We start from the raw sequence: 14,301 nt of genomic DNA, 5'->3' as shown, positions 1-14,301 counted from the left end.
TAACACAAAAACTATAAAAATAAAATTTCTTATAGGTAGTAAAAAAGAAAAGAAATAAAGAGAAAATGAAAGTTATTTCGTAATGACGTACGCTTACATGCTGTTTTCATAAATAGGCCAATATGTGCTATTCTATTTTTGTTCACAACGGCCGACTTTTGTAAGAGACAAAAGTCATAAAAAATAAATAGAATAGAGAAGAGGTGTTGGATTGAATTTTCAATCAATCAAACAGGAGTGGTTTGGCAACGTTAGAGGAGACGTACTGGCGGGAATTGTTGTTGCCCTTGCTCTTATCCCTGAAGCTATTGCCTTTTCCATTATAGCAGGGGTAGATCCTATGGTAGGACTTTATGCATCCTTTTGTATCGCTGTTGTTATTGCCTTTGTAGGTGGAAGACCGGGAATGATTTCAGGAGCAACGGGAGCTATGGCTCTTCTAATGATCACCCTGGTAGCAGATCACGGACTCCAATATTTGTTGGCTGTTACGATTTTAACAGGTATTCTACAGGTTTTGTTCGGTGTATTTAAGTTATCAAGAATCATGAAATTCGTGCCTCGTTCGGTTATGGTTGGTTTTGTCAATGCATTAGCAATTCTTATTTTCACTTCTCAGCTGCAGCATTTTGTAGGGGAAAATTGGATTATGTATGCATTAGTGGCATTAACTTTAGCCATTATTTACTTGCTTCCTAAGGTTCCCATCCACCCTGGTCGCAATTATTGTTGTTACTTCTATTGCTATTTTTGCTAACTTTGGAGTGCGAACCGTAGGAGATTTAGGAACTCTAACACAGTCTCTTCCTGTTTTTATGCTTCCATCTATCCCATTAACCTTTGAAACCTTAGCTATCATTTTTCCATATGCTTTAGCTTTGACAGTTGTCGGGCAGTTAGAATCTCTTTTAACTGCATCTATCATTGACGATATGACTGATACAGAAAGTGATAAAAACAAAGAGTGCAGAGGTCAAGGGATTGCTAATATTGTTACTGGCTGTTTTGGCGGTATGGCTGGATGTGCTATGATTGGTCAATCTGTTATTAATGTAAAATCAGGAGGGAACGGCCGCCTGTCTTCGTTAGTAGCGGGTGTTGCTCTGATGATCCTTATTATTGCGCTAGGCGGGATTGTTGTCCAAATCCCTATGGCTGCTTTAGCAGGAGTAATGATTATGGTTGCTATTGGGACATTTGACTGGAGTTCCTTAGCGAACATTCATAAAGTTCCTAAAACGGACTCCACGGTAATGGTTGTAACTGTAGCTACTGTTGTTGTTACACATGATTTGGCTAAAGGTGTATTAGCTGGTGTTATTTTAAGTGCTATCTTCTTTGTGAGTAAGATTTCAAAAATTCATGTGGAAGAAAAATTAGTTAAAGTTCAACAAAAGAAAGTCTACTCGTTAAAAGGTCAATTGTTTTTTGCTTCTGTCTCTGACCTGCCTAAGAAATTTAGGTATGATGATAAAGTGAAAGAAGTGGAAATTGATCTAAGCGCCGCCCATTTGTGGGATGATTCTGCTATTAATGCTTTGGATAAAATTGAGAATAAGTTTGAACAACAAGACATTAAAGTAACGTATGCTGGTTTAAATCCGGAAAGCAAACAGTTGTTAAACAAAATAGGCGGATTAACAAAAGCTTCAGGACATTAAAATTTCATCAGCCTTTTAAAAACGATCACAAAATAAGTGATCGTTTTTTAGTCTGGATAACATTTTTATCCATAAGCAACAATCCTAGTTATTATAAGTTTCTTTACAGGTTAAGATAAGTTTCATAAGATATAGGTAATAGAATAGATTGGAGGAGACTATATGTATCAACATGTACTGATTCCAGCAGATGGTTCTGAACATGCTTATCGTGCTGCAAAGCATGCTGCTGGCCTATTAAAAGCGGAAGGAACCATTGATGTTGTCTATGTTATTGATGGATCAAAATCTAAAACCGATGTACTTCATACAGGGAATAAAGAACTGATTACAAAAAAACGGCGTGAAAAACTTAAAAACATTGAAGAGTTGTTAAACCAACAACAAATATCTTACCATGTTCATTTTTTACATGGAGAACCAGGACCTGCCATTGTAAAACATGCTAATGCTAATAATTATGACTGTATCGTTATGGGAAGCCGTGGATTGAATAATCTTCAGAGCATGGTTTTAGGCAGCGTCAGCCATAAAGTAGCAAAGCGAGCCAATTGTCCTGTGATGATAGTAAAATAAAAAGACTGCAAAGATGAATTATCCTGCAGTCTTTATTTTTAACATTTCCTCCTGTTCTTTTCTGATAGGATTATCTGGAGTTACTTCTTTTATTACATACAGCAATTCCTAATGGATATCGAACTTTTGGACGCTTGATATTTTCTATAGAAACGCCTTGTTGATAATAAAAATGAACGTTTTCAAAAATATCGTCATTTTCAGTAAAAAGAGTAAGAAACTCATGTTCTGTTAACTGATGGTAATGAAAAGGAGATTTACATGGTTTTCCTCTTCCTTGTCCGAATGGGGTAGATATAACCATGGTACCTCCAGGTTTAAGCAAAGAACTTATTTTTGTTAAAAACTCCCGGTCATCGGGAACATGCTCTAATGTTTCAAAAGAAATTATAGTATCAAATGTACCAATATCTGTTATTAACTCCGAGTCAAAAACATCTCCCGTTTTAAATGTTAGTAATGGATGATTGTAGGTTTTTTTGGCATAATCGATCGTCTCCAAATCGATATCTACACCTACTATCTTTGTCATATGCTTTTTTCTCGCCTTAGCTATCATCTGTGCACCATAACCCGACCCGCACGCGATATCGAGCACGTTTCCTCTGGCATAAGGTACAGCAAAGTAATAGCGGGCAAGGTGTTCGAGCAGCATTCCATTACTAGGCTTCATTTCTTTAGGGATAATTCTCTCTCCCGTATCTTTTAACACATGTGATCACCGCTATCTAATTTAGTAAACAATTATAATCATAACGAAAAGATATATTACTATCAAACATGTTCTAAATACTCCGGGTCATTTTGTTCTCGATTTCACATGATTTTATCGATATGATATATTTTCTGTACACCCCTTTAATCCTCAAAATCCCCAATAATAATTTTTCCCCAAATGATTCAAAATGGGAAGGAAAAAACGTTGAAAGATGAAAAATATTTAAATCGTGAGGAACAAAAACAGCTGCAAAACCTAAAAACTAAACTAAAAGCGTCTAACTCTGATAAAGAAAGAAAACAAATCATAACAAAAATAACTTTGCTGCGTGAAAAAGCTAAAATACGAAGCAGATATTCTAAATAGAAGGGAGTTCTTTATGTCAGATAAGGATCAGCAAGAGTTTGAAGCAGAGCAAGCTCATCTCGAAAAAACGAAAGAATACATTCGTGAAGTGTTAGAAAAGTCACTGAAAGATCAAAAAGGTTATCAAAGCAATATTAAGCAGGCTTTGGTAGAATTAGATCATTTAGATAGCAGTTTAAGCTACGTAAACACTTTGTCAAATGCTCAGTTGCTGGAAATGACAAATAAGGAGTTTCGGAGCTTACTGAAAGTCCAGGATAATCCCTATTTCAGTCGGATTGATTTCACTCCAAAACATTCGGACGAAACAGAAAAATTGTATATTGGAAAAACATCATTAAACCGAAAAGATACTCATGAACCTGTAATTGTCGATTGGCGCTCTCCGATTGCTAACTTATATTATGATGGAAGCTTAGGAGAAGCTGTTTATGATGCAGAGGGGCAGACCCATGAGGGAGAGCTATCTTTAAAAAGGCAATATGTCATTGAAGATGGAGAACTCGAAGAAGTAAGAGATATTGATATTACAGCACGGGACCAAATGCTGCAAGCTGCTCTAACTACAAATGCAGAAAAACGATTAAAAGATATTGTGTCTACCATACAAGCAGAACAAAACCGCATTATAAGGGCTGAAATGAATAAGCCTTTAATCGTTCAAGGTGTAGCTGGAAGCGGTAAAACTACAATTGCGATGCACCGGATTGCTTATTTTATTTATACGTACGCTGAAAACTTTAATCCCTCCGAAATGATGATATTAGCACCAAGCAAGCTATTTCTTGATTACATTTCGGACGTCCTTCCTGAGCTTGGAGTAGAAGATGTGACCCAGACAACATTTCAAGACTTTTTTCATCAAGCCATGGGAAAAAAGTTTACCTTTATGAAATCAGATGAAAAGCTGTTGAAGCTTGTAGAAGGAGATCCTAAAGAAGACTTGGAAACTTTATCCTGGATTTCTCAATGTAAAGGTTCCATGTTGTGTAAGGATATAATTGGTCGGTATACTGCTGAAATCACAGACAGCCTTATTTTGGGAGAAGATTTAAAACTTGATCGGTTTGTATTATTTGATAGGAAAAAAGTAAAATCTCTTTTTGAAGAGCAATACGCATATATGCCGCCATTTCAACGTATAGAAAAAATCAAGAAAGTAATTTCAAATCATGTTAAAACAAAGAAAAAAGACATTCTTCAAAAAGTAGAAGACATCTATGATAACCGAATTGAAAAGATTAGGTACAGTGTAAAAGATCCTGAAAAACGAAGAGAAAAAATCGTTCATGTCATGGATCAAAAAGAAGAATATTTGGAGAGATTAAAGAAGGAATCTAAAAATATAGTGAATCCTTACGTAAAGAAATTTTCAAAAAAGGACATTCATACGTATTATAAAGAGTTAATGACTGATGAAAATCTTTTGTTTAAATATGGGAATGGAGAGATTACAAACGAAGAAGCAAAAGTTTTGGCTTCTTACAATAAGTCCTTGTTGAAAGGTAAAAAAATCGAAGGGGAAGATGCTGCTCCATTGCTATACACAAAGTATTTACTTGCAGGTGTAAAAGATACGCAAAAAATTAAAAACGTTGTAATAGATGAAGCCCAAGATTATTGCTTGTTTGAGTTTTACACTTTAAAAAAAGTGACTAACACCGAGTTGTTTACTATATTAGGGGACTTGTCTCAAGGAATACACAGCTATCGAAGCATTTTGAATTGGGATGAAGTCATTAATCACGTATTTAAGAAAGCAACGTATACCACATTAGAACAAAGTTACAGAACAACTCAGGAAATTATGAAATGGGCGAACGTTGTTATCCAATACAGTCAAACAGAAGATCTGCCGCTGGCAAAACCAGTAGTTCGCCACGGAGAGGAACCAAGCTTTTATTTCTTTGAAACTTCAAAAGATGCAGCTTTGCTTCTTCAAGAAAGAATCAATACACCCAAACAAAAAAATTATAAATCCGTTGCCATCATAGGAAAAACTAAAAAAGAGTGCACAGAAATAAACAAAGCAATAGAAAAGTACACGGACCTCCACTCCAAAATATTAGAAGAAAACGAAAACTTAGAAGAAGGCATCGTCCATATAGTTCCGTCTTATCTTTCTAAAGGTCTGGAATTTGACGCTGTCATTCTCTTTACAGATAAAGAGAATTATGACAAAACGAAAGATTTAGATGTGAAGCTGCTGTATGTATCTATGACACGGGCTCTCCATGATTTAGATGTCGTTTTACATCGTACACGGTATTCCGGACTGCTAAAGGAATTATTCGATCATGGAGCTGAAAATCATAAGATATCGTTTTCTATTGAGTGAAAGGTGACATGTAAAAATTGAATGTCTCTGCCTCCCTATCCGTAGGGGGGCATTTTTTGTTGAGAAAGAAGTTGTGTTTTTTTAAAATGCCTGTAAGAGATCCATTAATCAAACGTTTGATTAAGGTTTTCCGAAGAACTTCACAACATTCACCATAATTAATGGGAAATGGGAAACGATAAACATAATAGGGAGGCAGATAGGTATGAACTCGCGAATTCTTAAGATTTTTTGTTCTGTTATGATAATGACTTTCCTGTTTATAATTAGTTTCTCATTGACGAATGCAGAAAACCCTAACGATTTTTCAAAAAGAGTAGCTATAGTTATAGATGATTTTGGCAATAACATGGCGGGTACAAAAGAGATGCTGGATCTTGAAATACCATTGACTGTGGCTGTTATGCCGTTTTTAACGACATCCATTATCGATGCAAATACAGCCCATGAAAAAGGTCATGATGTAATTGTGCATATGCCAATGGAAGCGAAAAATGCAAACAAGGACTGGCTTGGTCCGGGAGCCATTACAACTGATTTAAGTGATGAAGAGATGAAGAGGAGAGTTCACGCAGCCATTGATGCTGTTCCTCATGCGATTGGTATGAACAATCATATGGGTTCAAAGGCAACAGCGGATGAACGAGTGATGCGAAAGATCCTTGAAGTCTGCCGAGAGAGAGGGTTGATCTATATAGACAGTAAAACAAACTATTACAGTGTAGTACGTGATTTAGCAGAAGAAATAGGGGTTCCATATGCCGAAAATCATATATTTTTGGATGACGTGACAAGTATCAACCACATTAGTCATCAATGTCAATTAATTATGAGCCAACTAACAGAAAGACACCCTGAGTGCATTGCGATTGGGCATGTAGGACGTGCTGGGAAAAGCACAGCCGCCGTGCTGCAAAACAAGGCAGCAGATATGCAGAAAGAAGTAGAGTTTGTGGGAGTCTCAGAACTCGTTCCAGATTATCAATTGAGTCAGTAGTAGGAGTACTCCCAGGAAATGAACAAATGTTTAATAAATAATAAAAAATATATGCCAAACTTTGATGCCGCTGATCAAAATATTTATCCACTTAAACGTGTAGTGTAGAGTACGTATTTTTCTTATTTAACCTTCTCATTTTTTATCGATATAAGCAGCTGTATATGTATAATATTTTTCTATATTTAATTCTGTCTTTTGATGAAGTAATCCACCACCATGTACTGCATCCCATGGATTGATAGCAATTACTTTAGTATAAAAACTTGCAAATTGATCAACTGGTGAAAACTATGCATAAATGCATTGATTATTTGGATTTGCATAATGCGAGCGCTATTTCTAGGAATGTTGTTGAACTTGTAAGAAATGATAAATAGTTGGCGTTTTACATGTCTAGCGCAAGCGCCTATTCGCTCGAGATTCCTTCGGTTCGTCAATGGAAAGCAAAGATCAGCTTTCCATATGCCGACCCTCCAGGACTTGTCGCTCGTGGGCAAGGCGCTTGCGCGTTTCTTATAAATGAGGCAACGACGGAATGGAATATTTTGAATAGTTCGAAATCCTTCCTTAATTGGCACATAAATTGCAATTAAACATATTGAAAAACTTAATTTTAAGGGAGGGGGAATCAAATTGAAAGATAACACAAAACTTGCAAGGTCTCTATCATTACCTTCAGTTGTTGTATTCGGTTTAGCTTTTATGGCTATAACGACTGTTTTCAGTACATATGGTATAGCTTCGCAACTATCACATGGTATGGTTGCAGGGTCGTATATTCTTGCTCTGATCGTCATGCTCTTTACAGCATATAGTTATGGACAAATGGCGAAAGAATATCCTGTTGCCGGATCAGCATATTCATACGCACAGAAAGCGATCAATCCTTTTGTTGGATTTTTAGTCGGGTGGTCCATTTTAATGGATTATCTTTTCATACCAATGGTTAACTATTTATTATTTGGTATTTTCTTCTCTGCAGCAATACCAGAGGTTCCATCTCAGGTTTGGATCATTGGGTTATTAATCCTCGTAACCTTTGTAAACATAAAAGGAGTTAAACTCGCAGCAAGAGCAAATATAATTGTTATTGCAATCTCGGTATTGTTTATACTAATCTTCTGTATTTTATCTATTAAATCAATTTTAGAGGGGACAGGAACAGGGATCATATTCAATATCGAACCGTTTTTCAATTCTGATGAATCTTTTTCTTTGATAGTTGCTGGAGCTGCGTTACTTTGTTTTTCATTTTTAGGATTTGATTCAGTAACGGCTTTCTCCGAGGAGACAATAAACCCTAAAAAAAATATTCCACGTGGTCTTATTTTGGTAACACTGATAGGTGGATTTATTTTTGTTGTAGTTTCATATCTATCCCACAATGTATGGCCAGATTACCTGAGTTTCAGTAACCCTGACTCAGCCGCGTATGAAATAATTGGACTAGTCGGAGGAAATGTATTAAGCACTACCTTTTTAGTAGTAACTGCTTTTGTGGCATTTGGTTCCGCAACAGCATCTTTAGCAAGCGCTTCCCGTGTATTGTTTGCAATGGGAAGAGATGGACAGCTCCCTGAGAAATTTTTTGGGAAACTTCATACGAAATATAAAACACCTGTCAATAACATTATTTTAATTTCTTGTTTATCCTTGTCGGCGTTATTTTTAAGTCTCACATTGGTGGCATCTTTTATTAACTTTGGGGCATTTTTCGCGTTTACTTTTGTAAATATTTCAGTAATTGTTTTGTTTTTCCGAAACAAAACAGATAGGTCACTTAAAGGGATTTCTTTATATGTAGTCATTCCTTTAATAGGGGCACTACTTGATTTGTGGCTGCTTGTTAATCTTGATAGATATTCTCTAATGCTAGGAATCATTTGGTTTGTATTAGGTTTTGGTTATCTATTGTTTTTAACGAAAGGATTTAGAAACAAACTTCCAGTAATTCAATATGAAGAAAGTGGCTGATCAGCCTTAAACATATACAATTTAGAACGTTTAGATTTATATTTAAGAGGAGAGATAAGATGAACACTGCTGATATTTTACTTCGGGGTAATACGATATTCACTGGGTGGGAAGATGAGCCGATGTCTGGCTTTCTTGCGATAAAAAATGAAAAAATAATAGCGGTAGAAAAAGACGGTGATGGAAACCAATATATAGGGACATCGACAAAAGTTTATGACTTTAAAGATCAACTGATCATGCCTGGTTTTCATGATGCACATTTACATTTGATGCTTGGAAGTTTATTTACTGATTTTTCGATTGATTTATCAACTGCTGCTTCTTCAGAGGAAGTTGGACAAAAAGTAAAGGAATTTGCACGTGAGGTAGAGAATGGCGAATGGATCATTGGAAATGGATGGGATGAAGGTAGCTGGGAGGATGTGAGTGACCCTCCACATAGGAATATTCTCGATAAGTATATTCCCGATACTCCCATGCTGTTAATTCATGCTGAGGGACACTATGCCTGGGTAAATAGTAAGGCACTGGAAATTGCAAATCTTACCCCAGAAACTCCGAACCCGCCCTATGGAGATATACAAAAGGATGAAAATGGCGAACTGACTGGAGTACTGCTTGAAACGGCTGTATCATTGGTATCTGATAAAGCATTGGTATTTCCAAGAGAACGGCAATATGAATTGATGGAAAGTTTTCTAAAGCATGCAGCAAAAAGTGGTGTAACATCTGTCAATGACTTATATGCAAGCAGGGCGCTTTCCAGTTTGGAAGATTATGAGTTTTATAAGGAATTTGAAAATAAAAAGAATTTGACTGTTCGAATTCACCTGTACCCGGCCCTGGACGGGAATTTTGACCGTGTGAAAAATCTTAGAGAGAGTTACAATTCACCAAAATTGAAGTTTACAGGATTAAAGCAGTTTATAGATGGAGTGGTAACGGGCTATACTGCATTCATGTTGGATCCATATAAAGATCGTCCAGAAACAAAAGGGGAGACAGCTTTTTCCCCAGCACAAATAAAAGAATGGGTCATTGAGGCTGATAAAGAAGAGTTTCAGATTCGTTTTCACTCAATCGGAGATGGGGCTGTTCGCTTAGGTTTAGATGCTTTTGAAAATGCTCAGATTATTAATGGGAAAAGGGATTCCAGGCATGCGTTGGAACATATTGAAGTCATACATCCAGATGATATAAAACGATTTAAAACTTTGGGAGTAATTCCGTCCATCCAGCCGTCTCACTTAGCTCTTATGCCAAGTGAAAATCACACGCTAAGAGTTGGCAGCGAAAAAGACAGATACGCATATACCTGTAAATCATTATACGAAGGGGCAGGAAATCTTGCATTTGGAACTGATTTTCCAATATCTCCATTGGATCCAATAAAAGAAATATATTATGCAGTAAACAGGAAAGATTATACTGATACAAGAATTTGGAATGAACAAGAACGAATTCCGATTGCTGCTGCTTTAAAAGCGTATACTTCAGGTTCAGCCCATAGTGTTTTTAGAGATCATGAGCTTGGGACATTAGAGCCCGGGAAGTTAGCTGATATTATTGTTTTAGATAAAGATTTATTTTCAATTCCTACGGAAAGGATTAGGGAAACGAAGGTCTTGATGACAATTATGGACGGAGATATTGTCTTCGAAGAGAAATAAAGTTTGTTGTCAAAACCTTTTGGAAATAACATTTGTAAAAGTGAACTATTACAAAAAGTTAGCTTAAAAAAAGAGCATTATCTACAGTATAAAAAGAAGTAATATTTAGCGTTGTTAAAGTTAAATATTACTTCTTTTACTTCTACAGCACAATCAATATACTGAACGTACTAATGCCGCGGTTGCAACAGGAAGTGAAGTGCACATTTTCAATAATACTTTAGGAATGTTTAACTTTGTTAAAGGATTAAAGTATAAGCAAAACTACGACTTCCGTTATTTGGACTCGGTTGCAAGCAGTTTTTTCTAATAGTGTTCACGGGTATAAAAACATAAAACTTCGAGTCATTTGGAGGTAATACCTTGAAAAATAAAGAACATGAGATTATTAAATATTTTCGAAAAATGGACCGAAGCTTTTATATGGATAAAGACAAAGATATGGCACATATAGACCAAGCAGTGGGTATTGGTCATGGGCAAACGATATCCCAGCCTTCCCTCGTATTAGAAATGACGTTAACCTTAAATATTCAACCTGATTCAAAAGTGTTAGAAATTGGGACAGGCTCTGGTTTTCAAACGGATTTACTAGCTTCCTTTTCCAAGTCGGTATATACGATGGAGCGTATTACAGCTTTACACTTACGGGCAAAAGAGAAATTAAGAGAAGCAGGTTTTTCTAATATTTCTTTTAAGCTGGGAGATGGCAGTCAAGGATGGGAAGAGAATGCGCCATATGACAGGATTATGGTTACTGCGGCCGCAGCCGAAGTCCCCTCCGAATTAGTATCTCAAATGGCAGCAGGCGGCAAAATGGTAATACCTGTTGGATCCGAATGGGAACAAAAGCTATTGCTAATAGAAAAAGATGAACAGGGAGAAACCTGCTCAACTTTTATAATGAACGTAATGTTTGTGAGCTTGAAGAGAGATAGTAATTAGGTTGAAAGGTGAATTTGGCCTAAAATTTTTATGGGATTTTTAAGACATTGAACACAGAATGATAAAATGTATTAATCAAGTAAGTTAATCATAGAAAACTCGCGTGACTTCGGTTTAGTGCCGGAATCATATGAGTTTCTAATACTTTAGGAAAATTTATCTTAGCTAACTTAATGCATGTCTTCCTAAGCAATGGAAAATGTGAGAAGATGAAAGAATTCATTGCAATATTTAAATAGTATTTGTTTGAAGAAAGGAAACAAAATGAAAGATTTTAGTACATATATTAAAGAGTCTCACTTAAATTGCAGGAATCTCTTTAACATGGACCCAGAAGATACTCCCTCTTTAAAGACTTTTCTAACGAAGGAAGAGCTCTTATCGAAGAAACAGCTGTACGCTAAAGTTCTTAAGGAAGCTAAGCATTTTATGAAAAAGCTTATCCAAAATGTAAATGGGGTTCCTATATTAGTCGTTACCACAGATGATGAAGGGTATTTATTGGATATTTATGGTGACCAAACGATAAAAGGAATGGTCGATAAATTAGGTATTACTGCCGGCGCAAGTTTTACCGAAAAAGATGCAGGGACAAATGCTGTATCACTGGCCTTAAAACATGGTGAACCGTTAGAAGTGATAGGAGAAGATCATTTTCATTACTGCTTATCAGAAACAGCTTGCTATTCCGCTCCATTTTCTTTTGCTGAGGACGAGAGACTTACCGGTACCATTTCTATTATGTCGACAATCGAGCATGCGAGTCCGTTCCATCTTGGAATGCTCATATCTGTCGTGGATACCATTGAAAGAGAAATTCAATTACAGCAAAAAAATCACAAGCTTGATTTACTAAATCAGTTTATCATTAGTTCTACTCCTTTAGGGGTGGTGATGACGGATAAAGATGGCAGCTTTTTAGAATTCAATGCAGGAGCAGAAGAAATCACAGGAGTTTATAAAAATCAAATTTTAGCAGGAGAGACAGAGCGGGTTAAAGAAATTTTTGACTATATCACTTCCGTGCTTGAATCAGGCAGCAAAGTGGAAAACGTAGAGATCACATTTCCTGTAAATCAATCAAACCGGCAAAAGCTTTGTCTTTTAGATGTTTTTCCACTTTATGATGAGAACCAAATCATAGGCACGTTTGCTCAGTTTCGAGATTTAACATCGTACCATGAATTACAGCAGCAAGTGATTCAATCAGAAAAATTATCAGCTATAGGGAAATTAGGTACGGGATTAGCTCATGAAATAAGAAATCCGCTCACTTCTATTATCGGTCTTACACAGCTTCTTAAAGAAAATAACAATCAAAATAAATATCTCGAAGTTATTACAGCCGAATTAGAAAGAATGAAAAGCTTAGTGAACCAATTTGTTTCATTAGGAAAACCTGTTGAAGTTAATAAAGAAAATTGTGATGTGTGTGAACTGGTTCATAACACCGTTGAATTGATGACAAGCGATGCTCGTCTTCATAACTGTAAAATTCATTTTGAATCTTATGTTTCTTATTGCAACCTAAAAATAGATAAATCCCAAATGAAGCAAGTACTCATTAATTTTATTAAAAATGCCTTTGAAGCAATGCCAGATGGCGGGAGAATAGACATTAAATTGTATTCTAATCTTGAACAAAATAAGTTTCATATCGATATCTCGGATGAAGGAGAAGGGATGACGCAAGAGGAAATTGAACACTTAGGAACACCATTTTTTACTACAAAAAAAAGCGGACTCGGTATGGGGCTGTCAGTCTGTTTTGATATTATCAAATCTCACCAAGGTAAAATTGAAATAGATTCTAAAAAAGGTTACGGAACGACCATTCATATGATTCTGCCCATTAACCATTTAAAAGAAATAGATGAATTGGAGAGATGTTTCTAGTGTTTCAGGCAAGAGAAATCTTTTCTATACACTGGTAAGCATAATAAGGAAGAGTGAAATGTATATTCGTTGCAGCAAGTAATTCGTTTTGCTTTTTGCGTATACTGCAACGACATGCTTCACTCTTCCGCTCTTAAAGAGAATTTGTGAGAGAAATCTATATTATGACGGATACGGGTTGTATATGTCGGGTAACACAACGCGGTTCACATACTTGTGAAAGCCCCATTCCCCAGCTGCGATAAAAACGGCAGAAATGAATGCTAATCCAAAAGGCACGCCAGCTCCAAATACCGGAATTGCTGCCAGCCAAACCATCAACAAAACAACTCCAAAGTCGCTCAGTGTAGCAATTGTATTGTTGGTCATTTTTAAAATGAAAAGATCACCTGCTATATAAGACACTGCCACGACTAACAACGAAAGAATGATAGTGTTCCAAAAAGAGTAAGTGCTGATCCCGCTGAATATGATGAGAAGAACAACGGCAACCATAGGAATTTTTATGCCTAGTGCTTTCACGTGTATCATCTTATTCCACCTCCTAAAGAAAAATTTACCTTTTTTTATTATTTTCAAACCTTAATTAGCCCGTGAGAGGAGAAAATTGATGAGCGGCGTTTATTCTAATTAGTAAAAAGCTCCCATTGTTCTCTTTTCTTTTAATCAAACGTTTGATTAACATTAATATTGCATTTGGATAAAAGCTTAACCAAAGTCAGAAGAAGCTCCTTCAGTGATTTTATTGTGAAGCTGAAAGGCAAAATAATGTTAGAGTACATATAACCAATAATCTAAGTCTCTTGTATAATAATAATTACAATAAGAAAAGTTAACATACCTGTTATGACGGATTGTTTTCTTTTTTTATATTGGTGCTTGTTGGTAAACCAAGCTTTTCTAAAAGAACGGCAGCTTTTTCTTTGCTAGGCGAAGAACCGGAGAAGTGACAGTAGTCTGTCTATGGCTATGCATTTCTTCGGTTTTTTTAAAAGGTAAGAAATTATAAATAATTGGCGTTTTTGATGTCTAGCTTCAGCGCCCAGCCGCTCAGGCGCACACGATAAAGAGGAACTTTTGCTAAAACCGCGAACGTCCTGTCGCAACGCAAAAGTCAACACCTCCTGTGCAAGCCCGTTCAACGTTGTCACAGG

Annotated in this window: 11 protein-coding genes and 1 pseudogene; 10 read left to right on the top strand and 2 right to left on the bottom strand. The window is 36.3% G+C overall.

Translation table 11 applies throughout. The features are described from left to right. Positions 1–211: 211 nt before the first annotated feature. Positions 212–1,661: pseudogene (locus FZF09_RS14090) on the top strand (SulP family inorganic anion transporter). Between the two features lie 162 nt (positions 1,662–1,823). Beyond that, the gene (locus FZF09_RS14085; RefSeq protein WP_158737240.1) at positions 1,824–2,237 is read left to right on the top strand and encodes a universal stress protein; all 414 of its coding nucleotides are present in this window, start codon (positions 1,824–1,826) and stop codon (positions 2,235–2,237) included. Positions 2,238–2,307: 70 nt separating this feature from the next. Here FZF09_RS14085 and FZF09_RS14080 read toward each other — a convergent pair whose 3' ends face one another. Then, positions 2,308–2,949, bottom strand: coding sequence for a class I SAM-dependent methyltransferase (locus FZF09_RS14080; RefSeq protein ID WP_158737239.1), 642 nt, complete (start codon positions 2,947–2,949; stop codon positions 2,308–2,310). Between the two features lie 210 nt (positions 2,950–3,159). On the opposite strand from FZF09_RS14080, the gene FZF09_RS14075 reads away from it, so the two are divergent. The 8 genes from FZF09_RS14075 (at position 3,160) to FZF09_RS14040 (ending at position 13,147) form a co-directional block, all read left to right on the top strand. Beyond that, complete coding sequence (locus FZF09_RS14075) at positions 3,160–3,321, top strand: hypothetical protein (protein WP_158737238.1); 162 nt, start codon at positions 3,160–3,162, stop codon at positions 3,319–3,321. Between the two features lie 13 nt (positions 3,322–3,334). Beyond that, complete coding sequence (helD, locus tag FZF09_RS14070) at positions 3,335–5,659, top strand: RNA polymerase recycling motor HelD (RefSeq protein WP_158737237.1); 2,325 nt, start codon at positions 3,335–3,337, stop codon at positions 5,657–5,659. Between the two features lie 205 nt (positions 5,660–5,864). Beyond that, positions 5,865–6,656, top strand: coding sequence for a divergent polysaccharide deacetylase family protein (locus tag FZF09_RS14065; RefSeq protein ID WP_158737236.1), 792 nt, complete (start codon positions 5,865–5,867; stop codon positions 6,654–6,656). Between the two features lie 392 nt (positions 6,657–7,048). After that, entirely contained in the window at positions 7,049–7,252 is a 204-nt protein-coding gene (locus tag FZF09_RS14060) for a hypothetical protein (RefSeq protein WP_158737235.1), read from the top strand. A 40-nt stretch (positions 7,253–7,292) separates the two neighbouring features. Further along, positions 7,293–8,633 (top strand): APC family permease, encoded by a 1,341-nt coding sequence (locus FZF09_RS14055; protein WP_233269507.1) that lies wholly within the window; start codon positions 7,293–7,295, stop codon positions 8,631–8,633. A 59-nt stretch (positions 8,634–8,692) separates the two neighbouring features. After that, positions 8,693–10,306 (top strand): amidohydrolase, encoded by a 1,614-nt coding sequence (locus FZF09_RS14050; RefSeq protein ID WP_158737234.1) that lies wholly within the window; start codon positions 8,693–8,695, stop codon positions 10,304–10,306. 363 nt (positions 10,307–10,669) lie between these two features. Beyond that, positions 10,670–11,251 carry a protein-L-isoaspartate(D-aspartate) O-methyltransferase gene (locus FZF09_RS14045; protein WP_158737233.1) on the top strand — a complete coding sequence of 194 codons (582 nt, stop codon included), beginning with the start codon at positions 10,670–10,672 and terminating at the stop codon, positions 11,249–11,251. 429 nt (positions 11,252–11,680) lie between these two features. Next, on the top strand, positions 11,681–13,147 hold the full coding sequence (locus tag FZF09_RS14040; protein WP_158737232.1) for an ATP-binding protein: 1,467 nt from the start codon (positions 11,681–11,683) through the stop codon (positions 13,145–13,147). 162 nt (positions 13,148–13,309) lie between these two features. Here the strand turns inward: FZF09_RS14040 and FZF09_RS14035 are convergent, their stop codons facing one another. Next, the gene (locus FZF09_RS14035) at positions 13,310–13,678 is read right to left on the bottom strand and encodes a DUF2512 family protein (RefSeq protein WP_158737231.1); all 369 of its coding nucleotides are present in this window, start codon (positions 13,676–13,678) and stop codon (positions 13,310–13,312) included. Positions 13,679–14,301 lie beyond the last annotated feature (623 nt).

This window comes from Alteribacillus sp. YIM 98480 (genome assembly GCF_009765375.1).
In the GTDB taxonomy this organism is placed as follows: Bacteria; Bacillota; Bacilli; order Bacillales; family Marinococcaceae; genus Alteribacillus.
Note: the sequence above shows the minus strand (reverse complement) of the source record. Positions and strands in the feature narration are given on the sequence as shown.